General features: G+C 61.9%; 21 protein-coding genes. 16 read left to right on the top strand and 5 right to left on the bottom strand.

All coding sequences use genetic code 11. The annotated features are described in order from the left end of the window. Positions 1-483: 483 nt before the first annotated feature. The 5 genes from VFB05_RS26220 to VFB05_RS26200 all read right to left on the bottom strand — a co-directional run bounded on the left by VFB05_RS26220 (position 484) and on the right by VFB05_RS26200 (position 3,935). Positions 484-879: a c-type cytochrome gene (locus VFB05_RS26220; protein WP_325017840.1), complete on the bottom strand. Its 396-nt coding sequence runs from the start codon at positions 877-879 to the stop codon at positions 484-486. A gap of 216 nt (positions 880-1,095) precedes the next feature. Then, complete coding sequence (gene copD / locus VFB05_RS26215; RefSeq protein WP_325017838.1) at positions 1,096-2,082, bottom strand: copper homeostasis membrane protein CopD; 987 nt, start codon at positions 2,080-2,082, stop codon at positions 1,096-1,098. 86 nt (positions 2,083-2,168) lie between these two features. Next, the gene (locus VFB05_RS26210) at positions 2,169-2,522 is read right to left on the bottom strand and encodes a copper resistance CopC family protein (protein WP_325017836.1); all 354 of its coding nucleotides are present in this window, start codon (positions 2,520-2,522) and stop codon (positions 2,169-2,171) included. Between the two features lie 9 nt (positions 2,523-2,531). Further along, the gene (locus VFB05_RS26205) at positions 2,532-3,488 is read right to left on the bottom strand and encodes a hypothetical protein (RefSeq protein ID WP_325017834.1); all 957 of its coding nucleotides are present in this window, start codon (positions 3,486-3,488) and stop codon (positions 2,532-2,534) included. Positions 3,489-3,551: 63 nt separating this feature from the next. Then, a complete protein-coding gene (locus VFB05_RS26200) occupies positions 3,552-3,935 on the bottom strand; it encodes a hypothetical protein (protein ID WP_325017832.1) in 384 nt (127 codons plus the stop codon). 170 nt (positions 3,936-4,105) lie between these two features. On the opposite strand from VFB05_RS26200, the gene VFB05_RS26195 reads away from it, so the two are divergent. From VFB05_RS26195 to uppS, 16 genes are all read left to right on the top strand, one after another. Further along, positions 4,106-4,630: a copper chaperone PCu(A)C gene (locus VFB05_RS26195; protein WP_325017830.1), complete on the top strand. Its 525-nt coding sequence runs from the start codon at positions 4,106-4,108 to the stop codon at positions 4,628-4,630. A gap of 140 nt (positions 4,631-4,770) precedes the next feature. Then, on the top strand, positions 4,771-6,087 hold the full coding sequence (proS, locus tag VFB05_RS26190) for a proline--tRNA ligase (RefSeq protein ID WP_325017828.1): 1,317 nt from the start codon (positions 4,771-4,773) through the stop codon (positions 6,085-6,087). Positions 6,088-6,170: 83 nt separating this feature from the next. Beyond that, positions 6,171-7,451, top strand: a complete 1,281-nt coding sequence (locus tag VFB05_RS26185; protein ID WP_325017826.1) for a lipoprotein-releasing ABC transporter permease subunit — start codon at positions 6,171-6,173, stop codon at positions 7,449-7,451. An 8-nt stretch (positions 7,452-7,459) separates the two neighbouring features. Continuing rightward, the gene (locus VFB05_RS26180; protein ID WP_325017824.1) at positions 7,460-8,158 is read left to right on the top strand and encodes an ABC transporter ATP-binding protein; all 699 of its coding nucleotides are present in this window, start codon (positions 7,460-7,462) and stop codon (positions 8,156-8,158) included. 151 nt (positions 8,159-8,309) lie between these two features. After that, positions 8,310-8,513: a hypothetical protein gene (locus VFB05_RS26175; RefSeq protein WP_325017822.1), complete on the top strand. Its 204-nt coding sequence runs from the start codon at positions 8,310-8,312 to the stop codon at positions 8,511-8,513. A gap of 290 nt (positions 8,514-8,803) precedes the next feature. Beyond that, the gene (locus tag VFB05_RS26170) at positions 8,804-9,535 is read left to right on the top strand and encodes an outer membrane protein (protein WP_325017820.1); all 732 of its coding nucleotides are present in this window, start codon (positions 8,804-8,806) and stop codon (positions 9,533-9,535) included. 475 nt (positions 9,536-10,010) lie between these two features. Then, complete coding sequence (gene dnaE / locus VFB05_RS26165) at positions 10,011-13,487, top strand: DNA polymerase III subunit alpha (RefSeq protein ID WP_325017818.1); 3,477 nt, start codon at positions 10,011-10,013, stop codon at positions 13,485-13,487. Between the two features lie 76 nt (positions 13,488-13,563). Continuing rightward, positions 13,564-14,295 carry a carbonic anhydrase gene (locus VFB05_RS26160; RefSeq protein WP_325017815.1) on the top strand — a complete coding sequence of 244 codons (732 nt, stop codon included), beginning with the start codon at positions 13,564-13,566 and terminating at the stop codon, positions 14,293-14,295. A gap of 160 nt (positions 14,296-14,455) precedes the next feature. Beyond that, positions 14,456-15,778, top strand: a complete 1,323-nt coding sequence (locus VFB05_RS26155) for a serine protease (RefSeq protein WP_325017813.1) — start codon at positions 14,456-14,458, stop codon at positions 15,776-15,778. Beyond that, positions 15,775-16,737, top strand: coding sequence for an FHA domain-containing protein (locus tag VFB05_RS26150; protein ID WP_325017811.1), 963 nt, complete (start codon positions 15,775-15,777; stop codon positions 16,735-16,737). Before VFB05_RS26155 ends, VFB05_RS26150 begins: the two co-directional genes overlap by 4 nt. A 114-nt stretch (positions 16,738-16,851) precedes the next feature. Continuing rightward, positions 16,852-17,379, top strand: a complete 528-nt coding sequence (locus VFB05_RS26145) for a DUF2846 domain-containing protein (protein WP_325017809.1) — start codon at positions 16,852-16,854, stop codon at positions 17,377-17,379. Between the two features lie 250 nt (positions 17,380-17,629). After that, complete coding sequence (locus tag VFB05_RS26140; protein ID WP_325017806.1) at positions 17,630-18,625, top strand: 30S ribosomal protein S2; 996 nt, start codon at positions 17,630-17,632, stop codon at positions 18,623-18,625. Between the two features lie 124 nt (positions 18,626-18,749). Next, positions 18,750-19,673, top strand: a complete 924-nt coding sequence (gene tsf / locus VFB05_RS26135) for a translation elongation factor Ts (protein ID WP_325017804.1) — start codon at positions 18,750-18,752, stop codon at positions 19,671-19,673. Between the two features lie 236 nt (positions 19,674-19,909). Then, a complete protein-coding gene (gene pyrH / locus VFB05_RS26130; protein WP_325017801.1) occupies positions 19,910-20,626 on the top strand; it encodes a UMP kinase in 717 nt (238 codons plus the stop codon). Between the two features lie 73 nt (positions 20,627-20,699). Further along, entirely contained in the window at positions 20,700-21,263 is a 564-nt protein-coding gene (frr, locus tag VFB05_RS26125; protein WP_325017799.1) for a ribosome recycling factor, read from the top strand. A 65-nt stretch (positions 21,264-21,328) separates the two neighbouring features. Further along, positions 21,329-21,873, top strand: a 545-nt coding sequence (gene uppS, locus VFB05_RS26120) for a polyprenyl diphosphate synthase (protein ID WP_325017797.1), incomplete at its 3' end; no start/stop codon positions are given.

Here is a 21,873-nt window from a genome sequence, read left to right as displayed (position 1 = left end):
CGTCTGCGCCCTTGCGTTTGTCGCGACAGCGCGAACCCATCGCGTTTGCTTGTCGCGCGTGAGATTTCCAGCCCGTGGAAATAGAAAACCGGCGCGCGGAAAACAAAACGTGGCGAATAAAAAAGGAGCAGGACCAAGTCCTGCTCCTAAAATTGTGTCGTCCCTATTTTCCCGTATCCGTGATTGATCTTGATTGACGGGGCGACGCTGCTTTTTGCGCGCCAGGGCTCCTCCCGAGACTTGGACCACCAGACGTCGACCTTTCAGCCGGTCTGAGGGCTGCATTCCTAGACTATAATTCTGGCCCTGTCATCTATTCCGGCAACGAATGTTCAAAATTGCTGCACGCTGTGAAATGAATGGAATTTCGGCATTTGAAACTCAAATAGTGGTATTTCAGTAGTCTATTGAAGGGCTTGCCGACCGACCTCAGGTGTGAGCTCGGACTGGAAGAGGGGCGAACATTCGTCGCTTCAATGACGGCTATTTCTGTTCCTTCAGATAAGCGATGAGGTCTGCGCGATCCTGCGCTTTGTCGACGGCGTAGAACATCCGCGTGCCCGGCACCAAGGCACTGGGGTCGATCAGCCAGCGATCCAGTGTCGCTTCGTCCCAGACGAGCCCGGAATTTTTGAGCGCCTTCGAATAGTCGAAATCCGGGATGCTTCCGGCGCGGCGGCCAACGACGCCACGGTGTCTCGGTCCCACATCATCCTTGTCGATGGAGTGGCAGTCCATGCAGCCCTGATAGAGGACTTGCCCACGCGCGGGATCACCTTGCAACATGGTCGGACCGGATTGTGCAAAGCTCGCATCGCACGACAAAGCCAGGGCGGCCGTAAACACTAAAATGATGATGTTGGTTTTGTCGGGTCGCACCGGGATCTCCTGCCACTGTTGAACTGCTGCAGGTCAGACCCAGCGCGGCGGAGCAATATTCCCGGCGATCGGCCGGTGACGCCGATCCGCCGCTCACATGATTGACGCGAAAACGTGATGGGGGTCCGGAATAATCCTGCGACCCGCGCGTTAACCCTGATGGACCCGTGGCTCGGCACCGATGCGGGCGCAGCCAACGCGAAAACCAGCCTCTCGTCAGTGCGCGTGGCCGATCATCTCGGTCGCCGGCGGCATGATGCCGAGCAGGCCGACGATGCAAACGACAGCAAGTCCCAACGCGATTTCGGCCAGCGTGCTGCGAATGAGCTTTCGGACCGTCAGGGATGTCTGGTCCGTTCCAGCGTGAAGGCGCGGCAACAGGTATTGCCGGTTGAAGCCGGCCAGCGCCGCCATGGCGGCGAACAGCACGATCTTGAGCAACAGCAGACGGCCGTAGGCCGTATCGATCAGACTGTGCATTCCGCCCAGCAGGAATGCGGCGTTGATGGTTCCGCTGACCAGCAGAGCCCCGACGGCGAGGATGCCGGATGTGGAGAAGCGGCTTGCCGCCCCCGCAGCGGCCAGCGCCCAGCCGTCTTCCCGAAAGCGCGCGAGATAGACGAGCAGCAGCACGAGGGGAACGAGAGCGCCGAGCCACAGGCCGGCTGCATTGAGGTGCAGAAAATCCGCGACCAGATGGATGTTCTGCGCCGCGTCCAGCCCCTCAGCGCCATGACCTGCAAAGGCAAGGGAGCCCAGATAGGCGGCCACGAGCAAGGCGGCGAGGATGGTCAGGCCAAGGTAGCCAAGTTGGCCAAACACGCCGGCATTTGCCCTGCGCAACCACAGGCACAGCGCGAGGAGGCCGCCGAGCAACAGGCGTATTTGCCAGGCGAACCCAAATTGCGTCTGCGACAACACGCGCCAGAGCGTGCCATCGGTGACGATGTCGCCTAAGCCCTTTCCACTGATCCGCATCGACAGCAGGCTCAGCCACGCGAGCGCGGATGCGATCGACAATGCAAGGCTGGCCCAAAGAATCTTGTGGCTGGATGATTGAAAGCATTTCTGCGCCACCCCGGAGGGCGGCAGCGTTTTCCAGATCGGCGCGACGATAAAGAGATCAAAAAAGATCATGCCCGCGACGATCAGCGTCGACGCCAGGTGAATATCCCGCACAATGACAAGCGGATCGATCAACATGCTCTCCATCGAGGGCAGAGGCGAGCCGGCAGCTTCGAACGAAAAGCGGCCGGCGTGCTCATGGCAACCCCAATCGTACGATCAATCTACTTCCCGACCTGAAAGGTGAAATTGCCTTCGGTCGAATGGGTGTCGGTCGACAGAACTTGCCAACGGACCCTGTAGGTTCCCGGCTGCAATGGTTTGAGGCCGACCCGCATGGTGGTCGCGCTGACGTTCGGTTTGCCCTGGTCTACCCGTGCGCCATTGCCATCGCTCACCTCGACCGAGCTGAACGCCGGCTCGATTTTCTGACTGAAGGTAAGCACCACCTCTTTCGGTGCTGTCGATACCGTGCTTCCGACCCGCGGCTCAGCGTGGTCGAGAAAGGCGTGAGCGTAGGCGGCAGAAGCCGCGAACACGGCGAGGAAAGCCGCGCTAGCAAGGAGTGGGATGCGCATGGTGTGACCTCAGAGTTTACGGGGAGTCGTCGTTGCCGTTCCGCCGAACAGCGGCTGACCGATGGTCGTCGGGAACATGTCGTCGAGATAGATGTGCAATTGACCGAGAACGCCGACGCCTGTTCCGCTCGCGCGGTTGACGGGTATCATGGCCTCAAGCCCAACCTGAAACGAGCTTCCAACATAGATGAGGCCGGGATTAACGGTGCCGGTGGTCGTGTAGGGATTGCCGAAATTGTTGGCGACTGGCGTCGTCAGGCTCAACTCGACGATCGGTATCAAATGGTTGATGAAGTCAGGCAGTCCGAGATCGACGATCTCAGATTTCAGGTACGGCATGCTGTATTGCAGTGAGGCGCCGTAAACCAGTTGCTGCGGAATGAAGGCGTTCTGGGTGAAGTCGAACGAGCTGGTCGGAATCTGATAGCCGGCCTGACCTGTCACGGCGAACGCACGGAACCAGCCAAAGTCGGACGGCAGATCGCCAAAGCCTTTCCCGACATAGACCGTTGGCGTCACAAGACTGTAATCGGTCGCGAGCCCAGAGCCCGTGGAACCGGTGCGTCCCCAATCGACGATCAGGCCCGCGAGGATCGCGAGCTCATGTTCGCGGTTCTTGAGGATTTGATACTGGAACGTGGTCTCGAAGTTATCGAAACCCTGCGTCAGCGTTCCGTTGGCCTGCCGAATGGAGGTCCAGTCCTGTCCGATCGATACGCCGAAATTCTCGGTGATACGCTTGGACAGTTCACCGGAAACGTCCCATTGGGTGGCAGGCGGGAAGTCGCCAGTTTTGGACCAGGAAACGGTTGGCAAGGACAGCTCGTCGGCGACGCAGGGGTCGTCGGTCGCGAGCGTCGCAGGAAAGAAACGGGCGCCGACGAAGCAGTGTGCAAGGGCTTGCGAGGTGCAGGTCAGCGCCATAACGCCTGCAACCGCGACGGTGTACGGCAAGAGCCGAGACATCGGGATTTCTCCGGTCAGAAAATGTGAACGCAAGATGAGGACAGCCCAAAGGGCTGCATTGCATCACACGCTGAGTGGAGGACCTCTCGGACGGGCGACCGAATATCTGGAAGCCGGAGAAAGGCGCAAGTCGCGTCCGGACAGCCGCAGCTTGCGGAACTCCCGATCGGCGAACGCAACCGTTACGGATTGTGGGGCGCCGAGAAGGACAAAGGCGCCGGAGAAGCATTGCAGACAATGCTGATGTGCAGGGTGCTTTTGCTGGTCGGCGGGCGCAACCGGGCTGCCGTCCGCCTCATGCAGGCAAAGCTGGGAGAGCGTTAATTCGTCCAGGACCGACGCTTGAGCGAGCTGGCTTCCCGCGACCGTCAGCAGCAGCGGCTGCATGACCAAGGCATAGATCGCAAGCGCGCCAACCAGCCTGCGCCAGAACAGGCGCAGCCTCACACATCCTTGATTTGATCCGGTTGGCGTGCTCACAAGCGTATTTGATGGTCAGGACGTGGATCGGTTCCCGCGCGTCAGTATAGTAGGCGGGGTCAACGTAGCAACCCCGGCTACAACGCTCTTTGCGGTAGCGCAAACCAAAAGAAAAATCGGCAGACATGGAATACCTCATGAAACGGATCATCACTGCGCTCTCGAGTCTTGCCTTCGTGGCGATCGTCGCGGCGACGCCGGCGTGCGCTGAGGACGTCAAGGCCGGCGACCTCGTCATCAGCCAGGCCTGGAGCCGCGCGACGCCCGGCGGCGCCAAGGTCGGCGGTGGCTATCTCACCATTGAGAACAAGGGGACCGTGCCGGACCGCTTGCTCGGCGGCTCGGCCGACATCGCCGCCAAGGTGCAGGTGCACGAGATGAGCATGAACAACGGCGTCATGACGATGCGCCCGGTCGACGGAGGCCTGGTGATCGAGCCAGGCAAGACCGTGAAGCTGACTCCGGGGGGCTTCCACCTGATGCTGCTCGATCTCAAGGGCCCGCTGAAACAGGGCGAAAAGCTGCCGGTCACGCTGGACTTTGAAAAGGCCGGCAAGGTTTCGGTGACGTTCGACGTCGGAGGCATCGGCGCGATGGGCCCTGCGGGTGCAGGCCAGATGGACATGAAGAAGATGCCGGATCATTCCGGCATGAAGATGTAGGATGATCGAGCTGCAAAACGGCCGGAAATCCGCTCCAAATCGCAGCTTTCGCCCGTTCGCGCCCTTGTGTTTTGGCGACCGATCCGGTTTGACTGCCGCAAACTCCTGTAACTTCGGCTGATTCCTCTGAGGCAAGGCTCATGCGACTGTCACGTTTTTTTCTCCCGATCCTGAAGGAGAATCCGAAAGAGGCGGAGATCGTGTCGCATCGCCTGATGCTCCGCGCGGGCATGATCCGGCAGGAAGCGGCCGGCATTTATGCGTGGCTGCCGCTGGGTTTGCGGGTGCTGAAGAAGATCGAACAGATCGTTCGAGAGGAACAGAACCGTGCCGGCGCGCTCGAGCTTCTGATGCCGACGTTGCAGCTTGCCGATCTCTGGCGCGAGAGCGGCCGTTACGACGCCTATGGCCCCGAGATGCTGCGCATCGCCGACCGGCACAAGCGCGAATTGCTCTACGGGCCGACCAATGAGGAAATGATCACCGAGATTTTTCGCGCCTACATCAAGTCGTACCGCAACCTTCCGCTCAACCTCTATCACATCCAGTGGAAATTCCGCGACGAGCAGCGGCCGCGTTTCGGCGTCATGCGCGGGCGCGAATTCCTGATGAAGGACGCCTATTCGTTCGACCTCGACGAGGCCGGCGCGCGTCGCGCCTATAACCGGATGTTCGTGGCTTACCTGCGCACGTTTGCGCGCATGGGGTTGAAGGCGATCCCGATGCGCGCCGAGACCGGGCCGATCGGCGGCGATCTTTCCCACGAATTCATCGTGCTGGCGGAGACCGGCGAATCCGGCGTCTACTGCGACCGCGATGTGCTCGATCTTCCGGTGCCCGACGAGAGTGTCGATTACGACGGCGACCTCACGCCGATCATCAAGCAGTGGACGTCGGTCTATGCGGCGACCGAGGACGTTCACGATGCGGCGCGCTTCGAGCATGAAGTGCCGGCGGAGAAGCGCGTGCACACACGCGGCATCGAGGTCGGCCAGATCTTCTATTTCGGCACCAAATATTCCGAGCCGATGAAGGCGCTGGTGGCGGGTCCCGATGGCGCCGAGGTCGCTGTTCACAGCGGCTCGTACGGCGTCGGCGTCTCACGGCTCCTGGGCGCCATCATCGAAGCCTGCCATGACGACGCCGGCATCAAGTGGCCGGAAGCCGTGGCCCCGTTCAAGGCGGTGATCCTGAATTTGAAGCAGGGTTCCGAAGATACCGACGGCGCTTGCGAGCAGCTCTATCGTGAGCTGACCGTCAGGGGCGTCGAGGTGCTCTACGACGACACCGACCAGCGAGCCGGCGCGAAGTTTGCGGCCGCTGATTTGATTGGCATTCCCTGGCAAATCCTCGTAGGTCCGAAGGGTCTTGCCGAGGGCAAGTTCGAGCTCAAGCGCCGAAGCGATGGGACGCGCGAGAACCTGAGCGCCGCGGACGTGCTGGCGCGGTTGGCTTAGTTTATTGAGATTATCCACCGCAGGCCGCACGGGAAATTAGCCCGTTGTGGCCACATTTGGCCCGAATCGTGTGAAAATCGGACATGGACAAAGCCATGAGCGAGCCAGTTCAAACCCGACCTTTCGCGCCCTTTGAGTGGCTGCTGTCAGGACGCTATTTGCGGGCGCGCCGCCGCGAAGGCTTCATCTCCGTCATCGCTGGATTCTCGTTCCTTGGCATCATGCTGGGCGTGGCGACGCTGATCATCGTGATGGCCGTGATGAACGGCTTTCGCAAGGAACTGCTCGACAAGATCCTTGGCCTCAATGGCCATCTTCTGGTGCAACCGCTGGAATCGCCTTTGACCGACTGGAAGGACGTCGCCGACCGCATCAATCAGGTGCAGGGCATTCGCCTTGCCGCGCCGGTCGTGGACGGGCAGGCGTTGGCGTCCTCGCCGTTCAACGCCTCGGGCGTCCTGGTTCGCGGTATTCGCGCCGACGACCTCAACAACCTCACCTCGATTTCCAAGAACATCAAGCAAGGCACGCTGGAAGGATTTGACGAAGGGCAGGGCGTGGCGATCGGCCGCCGGCTCGCCGATACGCTGTCGCTGCATGCCGGCGACAGTATCACGCTCGTCGCGCCGCGCGGTGCGGTGACCCCGATGGGTACGACGCCGCGCATCAAGCCTTACAGGATCACGGCCGTCTTCGAGATCGGCATGTCGGAGTACGACGCCGGATTCGTGTTCATGCCGCTGACGGAGGCGCAGGCCTACTTCAACCGCAACAACGACGTGACCGCGATCGAGGTCTTCACCAACAACCCCGACAGAATTGACGCCTTCCGCAAGAGCGTGACGGAGGCGGCCGGGCGGCCGGTATTCCTGGTCGACTGGCGGCAGCGCAACTCGACCTTCTTCAATGCGTTGCAGGTCGAGCGCAACGTGATGTTCCTGATCCTGAGCCTGATCGTTTTGGTCGCGGCGCTCAACATCATCTCCGGCCTGATCATGCTGGTGAAGGACAAGGGCAGCGACATCGCGATCCTGCGCACCATGGGCGCCTCGCAAGGTGCGATCATGCGAATCTTCCTGATTACGGGCTCATCGATCGGCGTGGTCGGCACCGTTGTCGGCTTTTTTGTCGGCATGCTGATTTGCTTCAACATCGAATCGATCCGGCAATTTCTGTCCTGGGTCACCGCGACCGAAATATTCGACCCGACGCTGTATTTTCTTTCCAAGTTGCCGGCCGAGGTCGATTTCGGTGAAACCAGCGCCGTCGTGATCATGGCGCTGACCTTGTCGTTCCTCGCTACGCTCTATCCATCCTGGCGTGCCGCCCGCCTCGACCCTGTCGAAGCGCTGCGGTACGAGTGAGGGACAAGATGGGTGAGGGGGCTGAGGAGGTACCGGTCGTTTATCTCCACGAGATCAAGCGACAGTACATGCAAGGCGCAACGCCGCTGGTGATCCTCAACGGTGCCAAACTCGCACTGTGGGCGGGCCAGTCGGTTGCGCTGGTGGCGCCCTCGGGCACCGGCAAATCGACGCTGCTGCACATTGCGGGCCTGCTTGAGACGCCCGACGATGGCGAGGTCTATGTCGGGGGAACGCCGACCTCAGGTCTGCCCGATATCGACCGGACGCAGATTCGCCGCACCGAAATCGGCTTTGTCTATCAGTCGCATCGGCTGCTGCCGGAGTTTTCGGCGCTGGAAAACGTCATGCTGCCGCAGATGATCCGCGGCTTGAAGCGATCCGAGACCGTCAAGCGCGCGACGGAGATTCTGTCCTATCTCGGGCTCGGCGACCGGATCAAACATCGGCCGGCGGAACTGTCCGGCGGCGAGCAGCAGCGGGTGGCGATTGCCCGCGCCGTGGCCAATGCGCCGCGAGCGCTTCTGGCTGACGAGCCCACCGGCAACCTGGACCCGCATACCGCCGATCACGTGTTCCAGGCCTTGATGCAGCTCGTCAAGGCAACGCGGGTGGCGATGCTGATCGCGACCCACAACATGGAACTGGCCGGCCGCATGGACCGCCGCGTGTCGCTCGTCAACGGCGAGGTCGTCGAACTCGACTGAGGACATCAGATCAGCGGCGAAACCGCTTCCAAAGATGTTCCCACGCGGGATGAATGTTCCAAGAAGGAAATGTGATGTGGCCGGGGGCTGGAAAGCTTCCTCGGCGCGGGGCATTATCCTGGGAGGGACCCACAAGCCACAGTATCTCCGCATGAAAAAATCAGATCTCACCTGTCCCGTGTGTCATGCCGGCTATCGGCGTATCGAGCTGACGACCCAGCGTGGCGCCAAGGGCGAGTATCGCTGCTTGCTCTGCAACGAGGTCCTCGAGACGTTCGATGGTTCGACCGATGTTGCGATTCGTCTGACGGTTCAGCCGGAAAAAACCTTCGAAACGTCGCTCAGGTCCAACTAGCGATCGCGGCTGGGCAGCTGCCCGACTGCTTCGAATCACGCGAAGAAAGTTTTGATTGCGCGCCTCGGTTTTACGGAACCGGGGCGCGCGGATTCTTGGGCGAAAATGTGGCGCTTATTTGTAACCAAATGTTTCGAGAAACCCTTGTGGAACAAGGGTTTCTAAAACTTTTGTAATGTGGATTTCCGCTCAGATGTGGCGTCCGAGTTACAGCATTTCGACGGAACGCTGCTAAGAGTCGGTACAGGGGCACTGGGGCACAGACAGCTTCGAAAGCAGGGATATCGGAAATGAAAAGAGCAACCATTCTCGCGGCGGCAGCGATCGCGGTTGGCGCCGCTGCACCGGCGGTCGCCGCGGACCTTCCCGCTCAAGCGCCTGCGACTTACACAAAGGCGCCGGCGATCGTTCAAGCCGCCTATGACTGGAGCGGTTTCTACGTCGGTATCAACGGCGGTGGCGCGACCGGCCGCGTTGATTGGAATGCTGACGGCTTCGGTGATGAAGGAAGCCACAATCTTTCTGGCGGCACGGTCGGTGGCCAGATCGGCTATCGCTGGCAGATGGCGTCCTGGGTGTTCGGCCTGGAAGCGCAGGGCAACTGGGCAGACTTCACGGGCAGCAACTCCAGCCTGCAATTCCTCAACACAACCAATTCAACCAAGGTCGATTCCTTCGGCCTGTTCACTGGCCAGATTGGCTATGCCTGGGACCGCGCATTGTTCTACGTGAAGGGCGGCGCCGCGGTTACCGACAACAAGTACACCTCCATTACGACAGGTGTCGGCGGAGGGATCGATACGGCCAACGAAACCCGCTGGGGTGCCGCGGTCGGTGTCGGCTTCGAATATGCCTTTGCTCCGAGCTGGTCGTTCGGCCTCGAGTACGATCACCTGTTCATGGGCAATAACGACGTCGTCTCGAACGCTGGCTTCATCGCCGACCACATCAAGGAAGACGTCGACCTCTTCACGGCTCGCGTGAACTACAAGTTCGGCGGACCGGTCGTCGCGCGTTACTGAGTTCTATCCTCCCGATACTTCCGAAAACCCCGGCCCGATTGGCCGGGGTTTTTGTTTGTGGCGGGCACTGCCCCGGAGCCCGATTAACCAACGATCCCTGTTTCCGGACTGCCCGGCGACACGCCGCTTGCCATAGAACAAAAGAGGAACTATGTTCTCTTTACGTTCTGGTGAAGGGAGGCTGTCATGTTGAGGGTTTTTGTTGAGGAAGCAGCGGCGCTGGCATCGATCGGGCTGTTCGTCGGGATGATCGCGGTATGGGCGCAATTGATTCCCCAATTGTAGGCTTTGGCGCGCCTTTCCAGCGATGCCGGGCGATCGAGCCGCGTCCCCCTGGGGAAAAGCCTGACAGCGGTGGGCGGGCTGGCCAGAGCCGTGGACTTGGCTGCTGCAAGCCTTCACCATGAGGCAGACGCGAGTCGCTGACCGAGCGCCGCGCTTTCCCTCTCAAAGCCCGTGAAGTGCCAATAGCGATATGTCAAAGCCCGTGGCGCCATCCTCCAATCCTGGATTCGTCCATCTCCACGTCCATTCTGCCTATTCGCTGCTGAAGGGCTCGATCAAGATCGCGCGGCTGGGCGAGCTGGCCAAGGCCGATCGCCAGCCGGCACTGGCGCTCACCGACACCGACAACATGTTCGGGGCGCTGGAATTCTCCGACAAGATGGCGGGCTACGGCATCCAGCCAATCGTGGGCTGCGAGCTTGCCGTCGACTTCGGCGACCAGGATCCGAACGCCCGCAACGCGCTGGCGGCGGCGCCAAGCCGGATCGTGCTGCTCGCGGCGCGTGAGCGCGGCTACCGCAGCCTGATGAACCTCAATTCCCGGGCGTTTCTGGAGACGCCGGTTCACCAGACGCCACACATCAAGTTCGATTGGCTGGAGCGACAAGCCGAAGACTTGATCGTGCTCACAGGTGGTCCGGACGGTCCGATCTCGCTGGCCTTCGCCGCCGATCAAGCCGCGCTCGCGACCTCGCGCTGCGAGCGTCTTGCGAGCTTGTTTGGCGATCGGCTCTATGTCGAATTGCAGCGGCATAGCATCGACAAGGAACGTCGCATCGAAGCCGGGTTGATCGACCTTGCCTATGCGAAGGGCCTGCCACTGGTCGCAACCAACGAGCCGTACTTCGCGACGTCGGACGACTACGAGGCGCACGATGCGCTGCTCTGTATCGCCGGCGGACGACTGATCGCCGAAACCGAGCGCGAGCAGCTCACGCCAGATCATCGTTTCAAGACGCGCGCGGAAATGGCGGTGCTGTTCGCCGACATACCGGAAGCGCTGAGCTCGACGATCGAGATCGCCGAACGCTGCGCGTTTCGTCCCAAAACGCGCAAGCCGATTTTGCCGCGCTTCACGGTTGGCGCCGGCTCCCATGCCGACGATGCGGCCAAGGAGGAGGCCGCCGAGTTGCGCCGCCAGGCCGAGGAGGGGCTGTCGCGCCGGCTTTCCGTTCACGGCATGTCGCAAGGCAGCTCCGACGAGGACTACCGCGCGCGGCTTGCCTTCGAACTCGACGTCATCACCCGCATGAACTATGCGGGCTATTTCCTGATCGTTGCCGACTTCATTAAATGGGCCAAGGCGCACGGCATTCCGGTTGGCCCTGGCCGCGGCTCCGGCGCCGGCTCGCTGGTCGCCTATGCACTCACCATCACCGATCTCGATCCGATCCGCTTTGGGCTGCTGTTCGAGCGCTTCCTCAATCCGGAACGCGTCTCGATGCCGGACTTCGACATCGACTTCTGCCAGGACCGCCGCGGCGAAGTAATCAACTACGTCCAGCAGCGCTACGGCCGCGATCAGGTCGCGCAGATCATCACCTTCGGAACGCTTCAGGCGCGCGGCGTGCTTCGCGACGTCGGGCGCGTGCTGCAAATGCCCTACGGGCAGGTCGACAAGCTGACCAAGCTCGTGCCGCAAAACCCGGCCGCTCCCGTTACGCTGGCCGCCGCGATCGAAAGTGAACCAAAACTCCAGGCGTTCCGCGACGAGGATCCGGTGGTTGCGCGCGCCTTCGACATCGCCCAGCGCCTCGAAGGCCTGACGCGGCATGCATCGACCCACGCCGCCGGCATCGTGATCGGCGATCGTCCGCTCAGCGAACTCGTGCCGCTCTACCGCGATCCGAAATCCGACATGCCGGTCACCCAGTTCAACATGAAGTGGGTCGAACCCGCGGGCCTCGTCAAATTCGACTTTCTGGGTTTGAAGACGCTCACCGTGCTCGACGTCGCCGTCAAACTGCTCAAGCAGCGCAACGTCGAAGTCGACCTGCCGACGCTGCCGCTCGATGACGCGCCGAGTTACCAGATGCTGGCGCGTGGCGACGTGGTCGGCGTGTTCCAGGTGGAAAGTCAGGGCATGCGGCGGGCGCTCGTCGACATGCGGCCGGACCGTTTCGAGGACATCATCGCGCTGGTCGCGCTTTATCGCCCCGGCCCGATGGCGAACATCCCGACCTATTGCGCGCGCAAGCATGGCGACGAGGAGCCGGAATATCTGCATCCGCTGCTCGAGCCGATCCTGAAAGAAACGTTCGGCGTCATCATCTACCAGGAACAGGTGATGCAGATCGCGCAGGTGATGGCCGGCTATTCGCTCGGCGACGCCGACCTGCTGCGCCGCGCGATGGGCAAGAAGATCCGCGCCGAGATGGAGAAGCAACGCGCGGTCTTTGTCGCCGGTTCGGTCAAGACCGGCGTGCCGAAAGGGCAGGCGGAAACGATCTTCGAATTGCTCGCGAAATTTGCCGACTACGGCTTCAACAAGAGCCACGCGGCGGCCTACGCGCTCGTCTCGTATCACACCGCCTATATGAAGGCGCATTATCCAGTCGAATTCATCGCAGCGTCGATGACGCTCGATCTCAACAACACTGACAAGCTCTCCGAATTTCGCGCCGAGGCGCAGCGGCTCGGCATCAAGGTCGAGGCCCCGAATATCAACCGCTCCGGCGCCGTGTTCGAGGTCGCAAACGGCACGATCTTTTATGCGCTTGCGGCGCTCAAGGGCGTCGGCCAGCAGGCCGTCGAACTGATCATCGAAGCGCGCCGCGACGGGCAATTCACGTCGCTTGCGGATTTTGCCTCCCGCGTGAACCCGCGCGCGATCAACAAGCGCATCATCGAGAGCCTTGCCGCCGCCGGTGCGTTCGACACGCTCGAGCCGAACCGCGCGCGGGTCTTTGCCGGCGCCGATGCGATCCTCGCCGCCTGCCAGCGCAGCCATGAAGCCGCAACCTCTGGCCAGAACGACATGTTTGGCGGGGCGGCCGATGCGCCAACGATCATACTGCCGCAGGTCGAGCCATGGCTGCCGGCCGAGCGGCTGCGTCGCGAATATGATGCGATCGGCTTCTTCCTGTCAGGCCATCCGCTCGACGACTACGCGACGGTGCTCAAGCGGCTGCGCGTACAATCCTGGGCTGAGTTCTCGCGCGCGGTGAAGACGGGCGCGACCGCCGGCAAGGTCGCCGCGACGGTGGTCTCGCGCATGGAACGGCGCACCAAGACCGGCAACAAGATGGGCATCATTGGGCTGTCGGACCCGACCGGTCATTTCGAGGCGGTGTTGTTCTCCGAAGGCCTCGCTCAGTACCGGGATATTCTGGAGCCAGGCGCAGCCGTGCTTCTGCAACTGGGAGCGGAATTGCAGGGCGAGGACGTGCGCGCGCGTGTGCTGCATGCCGAAGCGCTCGATGCTGCCGCCGCAAAGACCCAAAAAGGTCTGCGCATTTTCCTGCGCGATACCAAACCGCTGGAGTCGATCGCGCGGCGGCTTTCGCCGCCGGCCGGTCAGTCGGGCAGCGGCGATATCGCGCTGGTGCTGCGGCTCGATATGCAAACCGAGATCGAGTTCAAGCTGGAAGGCCGTTTCCAGGTGTCGCCGCAGATTGCCGGCGCCATCAAGGCGGTCGCCGGCGTGGAAATGGTGGAGACGCTCTAGGCAAGAGAGTATCAAGGAGGCTTCCCAGAGATATCGGAAAATCGGAAGCTGGGCAGACAAACGACGGAGCTTTTCGATGTGCCAGATGTGCCGGAAGGACTCGTATCATTCGTTCGCGCCGACGCGACGAAATTTACTGCTGGGTGCTGCGGCCGCGGGTTTGTTCTGGGCCAGCGCCACTGACGCCAAGGAAACCAAGGCGCCGCCCAAGCCCGAAAACGTGATCTCGCCGGATGCGTCCTTGAAGCGTCTGATGGAAGGCAATCACCGCTATGTTGAAGGCATCGCACGGCGCCACGATTTCAGACATGAGCGCGAAGCGCTTGCGGGCGGCCAGAATCCCTACGCCGCGATCCTGAGCTGCGCCGACTCGCGCATCGCCCCCGAATACGCCTTCGACAGCGGGAGGGGCGATCTCTTCGTCTGCCGCGTCGCCGGCAATTTTGCCACCGAGGAAACCGTGGCGAGCCTCGAATACGCCGTCGCGATCCTGGCGGCGCCGCTGATCCTCGTCCTCGGCCACGATGCCTGCGGCGCGGTGGATGCAACCATCAAATCTCTCAAGGACGACAAGCCACTGCCGGGCCACATGCCCTCGCTGGTGACCGGCCTCAGCCCATCGGTCAAGGCGGTTACAGGCCAGGCGGGGAATGTGCTCGACAATGCGATCCGTCAGAACGTCCTGGACAATGTCGCCAAGCTGAAAGCGGCGACGCCCATCCTCAGCGCGGCAGTCGAACAGAACAAACTCAAGGTGGTTGGCGGCATCTACCGGCTGAAGGACGGCAAGGTCGATATGGTCGCGTAAGCGATCGAAAAGGGAGCGTTTCGCGCCGCCATTCGTTTCCTTCTCGCTGGCTCGGCGCGGCGCTCGGGCCGGATTGTTGCAACCAAACGGTGTTTTGGCTAAACGGCTGCCAGCAGACAGCAATGGGCGCTATTCAGCCTGAATGGATTGCGGTGACGTTGTGACGGCTTGGTTTGCAATCCCGATGCGCGTGCTCTGGTTCTTGATATCAGCAGCGCTTGGCTGCGCTGCTGCGGATGCGGCGCCCGGTCAGATTCCGGGCGCGGAAGCGGTCTATGCCAGCGCGCCGCCACGGCTGTTGCAAATTCGCACGCTGGTGACGGGTGCCGGCCAGCAGACCTCCAACGGCTCCGCATTCCTCGTCTCCGCCGACGGCCTTGCCGTCACCAACTATCACGTCGTCTCCCAGGTCGTGCTTGAGCCGAACACCTACCGCCTCGAATACACCGCGGCGGACGGCACGCATGGCGAAGTGCATCTCCTCGGCGTCGATCTTCCCAACGACCTCGCGATCGTGCGGATCGACAAGCACGATGCGCCGTTCTTCGCGTTCGATCCCGCGGCGATCCGCGGCGAGGTGTCGAAGGGCGAGCGGCTCTACGCCATGGGCAATCCGCTCGAGCTCGGGTTCACGATCGTCGAGGGGACCTATAACGGTCTGGTCGAACACAGCTACATCGATCGCATCCATTTCACCGGCGCGCTCAATCCCGGAATGAGTGGCGGGCCTGCGGTCACCGTCGACGGCGCGGTCGTCGGCGTCAATGTCGCGACGCGCCGCGGCGGACAGCTCATCAGCTTTCTCGTGCCTGCGCGGTTCGCCGAAGCGCTGCTCGCGCGGGTCCGCGATCAGAAGGTAACGCCGGATTTCCGCGCCGAGATCGGTCGGCAAATCACCGATGAGCGCACGGCGCTCTACAAATCCCTCCGAGAACGGGGATTCCGTTCGGTTGCGCTCGGTCCGTACCGGGGACCGGAGACGGACGCGCCGTGGTTCAATTGCTGGTCGCAGACCAATTCCGGCGTCGCGCCCAAGCCGCGCTTTGCCGAGAAGTCAACGAGCTGTGCCAGCGAGACCAGCCTGTTCGTTGCTTCCGACCTGAACACCGGGTCAATTCAGACCAAGCACTCATATGTCAGTTCTACCGAGCTCAACGAGTTTCAGTTTGCAACTTATCTCGCCCGACTCAGCCAACCCAGTCTGGTGGGTGGTGGGCCTTACCGGAAATGGTACACGCCGGAGCGCTGCCGTGAGGATTTCGTTGGCAGCGCTGCGGCGCCGGATCGTCCGGCGCTGCGGGTGATGTGGTGCGCCCAAGCCTATCGCGAGTTCGACGGCCTCTACGACGTGGCGCTGGTCGCCGTCACCCAGGACGACGGCAACGAGGCGCTGGTCTCGCGGCTGAGCATGCAGGCCGTCGCCTACGACGATGCGATGGACATCGGCCGGCGGTTCCTCGACGCGGTTCGGGTGAACAAATGATCTGGGTCGAAATTCTCTCTCGTCATCGCGACGTCGTCAGCCGAACCCGGATTGCTGGCGAGGCGGCCAGCATCGGCCGCGGCTATGACAACGATGTCATCATCGACGACCCCTATGTCGCCGCCCGTCATCTGCGTATATCGCGCGACGAGGCGGGACAATTGACCGCAGAGGACCTAGGGACCGCCAACGGCATTTTCCTCGACGGCGGCAAAGGTCCGCTCACGCGCCTTGCGATCGACGGGGATGCGCCGTTCCGGATTGGCCAGACGCTGCTGCGAGTTCGCGACCGCGATCATGCCGTCGAGCCCGAACGCAAGGTGATCGCAGAGCGCGGCGCGCTGTCGACGGTCATGGTCGCCGCCATGACGGTGATCGTGTTTGCATTCATCGTGCTGCGGGTCTGGCTCGCCCAGACGGGCGAGCCGCGGTTGTCGAATTACATGACGCCAATGCTGACGATGGCCGGCGTGCTGCTGGTCTGGGTCGGCATCTGGGCGCTGGTCTCACGGTTGCTTGCCGGGCGCTCGCAGTTTCTGCGCAACCTCATGATCGCGCTCGTGGCCGTGCTGGTTTCGCTGCTCTACAACGAGTTTGCCAAATACGCCGCCTTCGGACTGACCTTGCCGGTGCCGGGCGACTACGAGTATGCGGCGACATGGACGATCCTGGCTGCCGCATGCTTCCTGCATTTGCGCGCCATCAGTGCGCGGGGGGCCTGGCTGAAGGCCACCATCGTGGTGGTCGTTCTCGTTCTCGCGATCGGCGCGCAGACGCTGCAGCGCTCCGAGGCCTTCTCCGACATTGGGCGGCAAACCACGGCCCGCCTCATGCTGCCGCCGGAGTTTCGCACCGTGCCGCTGCGCACGCCGGACGTCTTTTTCAAAAACGTTGCCGGCCTCAGGGCCGATCTCGATGCGGACCGCCGTCAAATCAAGCCGAGCGAAACGACGCGCTGATTTTTGACCTTACAGCCTGCTCCGTAGTTGCGCGGGGTCCACGGTGTGCTCGAAGCGGTTGCAACCAGAAGGAGCATCTGCTTATTTGCTAGGGGGTGATGTTTCGGGGGCGTGATGTTGAGACGTGCGGTGATGTTGGCAGGAACGGTGCTCCTGTCGGGCTGTGTGAGCGATGGCGTTGGCACCGACTATATGTCCGTCGCCCAGAAGGTGGGACCGCCGCGCGCAGGGCAATCGCGGGTCGTGGTGTTTCAGGAGAAGCGCCAGGGGCTTAGTATGGCGCTTTGTGCCTGCCAAATCGCAATCGATGGAAATCCGATCGGGAAGGTGATCGTCGGCACCTACGTCTACGCTGACCGTCCGGCGGGCCGGCATCAGCTGGTTGCTACCGAGGCTCTGTTTCCGGGTGAGACCAGACGCGAGATCATGACGGCTCCCGGCCGCACCTACTATTTCCTCGTGCGGTCGAGCGAGCGGCACGATGCGGTGACCGGCGGCGCTGTCGTGGCGGGGTTGGCGGGGATGCTGGTGACGACCGTGGCGACCTCCGACAAGGAGGGGCAGGGGCCGGCCCAGCTCATTCCGCTGGACGAATCCACGGCGAGAACCGCGCTTGCTGAGCTCGAGCCGGGGTCTTCTTGAGCTGACGAACGGCGCCAAGGGCGGTTTCGGCCCGATTTAGGCGGTGAAATGCCAATTGGGCGGTTTCCGGCCGTTTGGCCGCCGATTTGGGTTCGAAAAGCCCCGTATTTCCTTGCTTCTCGCGAAAATCCGGCTATATAGCGCGCCATCTCACACGGAAACATGGCTCACAAGGCCGTCCGGTGGCAGCCGGGCCATTAGGCTCGCCTGCTCACACGTTTCCGGAGGAACCAACCGGAGAACTTAAGTCATGGCACTACCCGATTTTTCTATGCGTCAGCTGCTTGAGGCTGGCGTCCACTTTGGCCACCAGTCGCACCGCTGGAATCCGAAAATGGCCGACTACATTTTTGGTGCGCGCAACAACATCCACATCATCGACCTCGCGCAGACCGTGCCGATGATGCATCGCGCGTTGCAGGCCGTGAGCGACACCGTCGCCAAGGGCGGCCGCATCCTGTTCGTCGGCACCAAGCGGCAGGCCCAGGACGGTGTTGCCGAGGCTGCGAAGCGTTCGGCGCAGTATTTCGTCAACTCGCGCTGGCTCGGCGGCACGCTGACCAACTGGAAGACGATTTCCGCCTCGATCAAGCGCCTGCGGCACCTCGACGAGGTGCTCAATTCCGGCGATGCCAACGCCTACACCAAGAAGGAGCGGCTGACGTTGCAGCGCGAGCGCGACAAGCTCGACCGCTCGCTCGGCGGCATCAAGGACATGGGCGGCCTGCCGGACATGATCTTCGTGATCGACACCAACAAGGAAGACATCGCGATCCAGGAAGCCCAGCGGCTGAACATTCCGGTGGCGGCGATCGTCGATACCAATTCCGATCCGAAGGGCATCACCTATGTCGTGCCCGGCAACGACGACGCTGGGCGTGCGATCTCGCTCTATTGCGATCTGGTGGCACGCGCGGCGATCGACGGCATTTCCCGTGCACAGGGCGATGCCGGCATCGATATCGGCGCTTCGGCTCATCCGGCACGTGAGGAAACTCCGGCTGCTGCGCCGGCTGGTTTCCAGGGCCTGGCCGGTCCGCGCGGCGCGCCGGACAATCTCAAGAAGCTCACCGGCGTGTCCGGCACCATCGAGAAGAAGCTGAACGATCTCGGCATCTTCCACTACTGGCAGCTTGCCGAGCTCGATCACGATACGGCCCACAAGATCGGCGAAGAGGTCGGTCTTCCGGCCCGTGCCGACGCTTGGGTTTCCCAGGCCAAGGCCCTGACCGCTGAAGCGGAATAACAAGATGCCGGCCGGAAAAACCGGCCGGCATGACAGGCATATTCCAGTTTACGGCATCGGTGACGGTAGGTAGCGGAGGTCGATCCGACTGCCACCGCCGTCACAGGCAAAGGACGATAGCGACATGGCGACAATCTCGGCGGCGATGGTGAAGGACCTGCGCGAATCCACCGGCGCGGGCATGATGGATTGCAAGGCGGCACTGACTGAGACGGGTGGCGACATGCAGGCCGCGCAGGATTGGCTGCGCAAGAAGGGCCTGTCGAAAGCTGCCAAGAAAGCAGGCCGCGTCGCAGCCGAGGGGCTGATTGCAGCCGTCACCAAAGGCACCAAGGGCGTCGTCGTCGAGGTCAACTCGGAGACCGACTTCGTCGCTCGCAACGAGCACTTCCAGGGCCTTGTCAAGATGGTCGCGCAGGTTGCGCTCGACGTCGGCGCTGATGTCGAAAAGATCAAGGCGGCCAAGGTCGGCGCCGTCACGGTCGAACAGGCGATCTCGGATGCGATCGCCACCATTGGCGAGAACATGACGCTGCGCCGTGCCGCTTCGCTCGAAGTCGCCAAGGGCGTTGTGTCGAGCTACGTGCACAATGCGGTGGTCGAAGGCGCCGGCAAGATGGGTGTGATCGTCGCGCTGGAATCGTCCGGCAAGACCGACGAACTCGCCGTGCTCGGCAAGCAGCTTGCGATGCATGTCGCAGCCGCCAACCCGCTTGCTATCGAGCCGGCCGGGCTCGATCCGGCGACGGTCAAGCGCGAGAAGGACGTGCTCGCGGACAAATATCGTCAGCAGGGCAAGCCGGAAAACGTGATCGAAAAGATCGTCGAGTCCGGCTTGAAGACCTACTACAAGGAGGTTTGCCTCCTCGAGCAGGCCTTCATTCACGACAGCGGCAAGTCGGTTGCCCAGGCGCTGAAGGAAGCTGAGGGTAAGGTCGGCGGCCCGGTCAAGGTTGCCGGATTTTTGCGCTATGCTCTCGGTGAAGGAATCGAGAAGCAGGAAACCGACTTCGCGGCCGAAGTTGCGGCCGCCAGCGGCCAGAAATAACCGCCTGGGAATAGTGCTTGCGGCCTGTTTGCGCCGGGAGCTGTTAGTGCGGCGAATTTGAAGTTCAAATCAGTTTCACAGCGAGCTCGTCGCAGGAACTTCAAATTCAAAGCCGCACTAGAAGTGATTGACTTGCTAGAGCTCCTTTGATTCCGAAGTTCGCATCGGAGGTCGCCATGATAGTTTGCGAACTTCGGAATCGGAGTTCTAGGCGGGATAGGGAAAGCGATTAGCAGATGGCAGGGCCGGTCTATCGTCGCGTCGTGATCAAACTGTCCGGCGAATATTTTGCCGGGGCGAACCCGTCGGGGTTCGACCAACCGACGATTGACCGTGTTGCCAAAGACCTGATCGCGGCCAAGGGTCTCGGGGTCGAAATTGCCGTCGTCGTTGGTGGCGGCAACCTCGTGCGCGGCGTGGACGTATCCTCGCGTGGTGTCTCGCGGCCAACCGGCGACACCATGGGCATGCTGGCAACCGTGATGAACTGCCTGGCGCTGGAGGCTGCGATCGAGCGCCAGGGCGCGCCGGCGCGCGCTCTCTCGGCGCATGTCATGCCGCAGGTTGCCGAGCTTTTCACCCGCAGTGCGACGCACAAGTACCTCGCCGAGGGACGTATCGTCCTGCTCGGCGGTGGAACCGGAAACCCGTTTTTTACGACCGACACCACCGCGGTGTTGCGCGCGGCCGAAATCGGCGCGGAGGCGGTGCTGAAAGCCACCAACGTCGATGGCGTCTACAGCGCCGATCCGAAAAAGGACCCGTCCGCCAAGCGATTTGATCGCCTGACCCATTCGGAGGCCATCGGCGGCGGTTATAAGGTCATGGATGCGACCGCATTTGCGCTTGCCCGGGAGACGTCGCTGCCTATCATCGTGTTTTCGATTGCCGAACCGGGTTCAATCGGCGCCATTCTGAGTGGTACCGGTCGCGGCACGATCGTCGCCGGTTAGCCGTCTTTGTTGTTTTGCAGCGCAAAACAGGCAGGCCCAGCGCCACGGCAATCGTATTCAGGAGGAGAGCGTCATGTCCGCCGGTAATTTTGACATCAATGAACTGAAGCGCCGCATGCAGGGCGCCACGCAATCGCTCAAGCACGAACTCGGCGGCCTGCGAACGGGGCGCGCCGCCGCCTCCATGCTGGAACCGGTCCAGGTCGAGGCTTATGGCTCGCACATGCCGCTCAATCAGCTGGCGACCATCAGCGTGCCCGAGCCGCGCCTGTTGTCGGTGCAGGTGTGGGACAAATCGATGGTCAAGGCGGTGGAAAAGGCGATCGTCGATTCCAATCTCGGACTCAGTCCGGCAACCGAGGGGCAGGTGCTTCGCTTGCGGATTCCCGAACTGAACGAGGATCGCCGCAAGGAACTGGTCAAAGTCGCTCACAAATATGCGGAGGCCGCCAAGGTCGCGGTCAGGCACGTGCGGCGCGACGGTCTCGACGTGCTCAAGAAGCTCGAAAAGAATCACGAGATGTCCGAAGACGATCAGGAGCGCCATGCAAACGAGGTGCAGAAGGCGACCGACAGCACGGTCTCGGAAATCGATCAGCTGCTGGCGGCAAAGGAAAAAGAAATCCTTACCGTTTAGCCTTTTGTTCGGGTGCGATCGGCCAAAACATTCATGTTAGAAGTCGCGCCTTGAGGGATTGATTGATGTCGAATGCCGCAGCGCCCGTGACAGAAGGACCGGATCGAGGGGGCGCTCCCTTGCACGTTGCGATCATCATGGATGGCAACGGACGATGGGCCGCGGCGCGCGGCCTTCCCCGCGTGGAAGGTCATCGCCGCGGCGTCGAGGCCTTGCGTCATGTCGTCCGCGCCGCCGGCGAACTCGGCATTCGTTATCTGACCATTTTCTCCTTCAGCTCGGAAAACTGGTCGCGGCCGGCTTCCGAAATCGGCGACCTGTTCGGGTTGTTGCGGCGATTTATTCGCAATGACCTCGCGACGTTGCATCGCGACGGCGTCCGCGTCCGCGTGGTCGGCGAGCGCGAGGGCCTTGAGCCGGATATTTGCGCGCTTCTCAAGGAGGCCGAGGATCTGACGCGCGGCAATGATCGCATGCATCTGATCGTCGCGTTCAATTATGGATCGCGGCAGGAAATCGCCCGCGCCGCGCAGCGCCTCGCTGTCGAAGTGGCGGAAGGCAAGCGCGATGCATCGTCAATCGATGCCGATGCGCTCGGCCGCTATCTCGA

This window comes from Bradyrhizobium sp., from assembly GCF_035652035.1.
Classification (GTDB): domain Bacteria; phylum Pseudomonadota; class Alphaproteobacteria; order Rhizobiales; family Xanthobacteraceae; genus Bradyrhizobium.
Note: the sequence above shows the minus strand (reverse complement) of the source record. Positions and strands in the feature narration are given on the sequence as shown.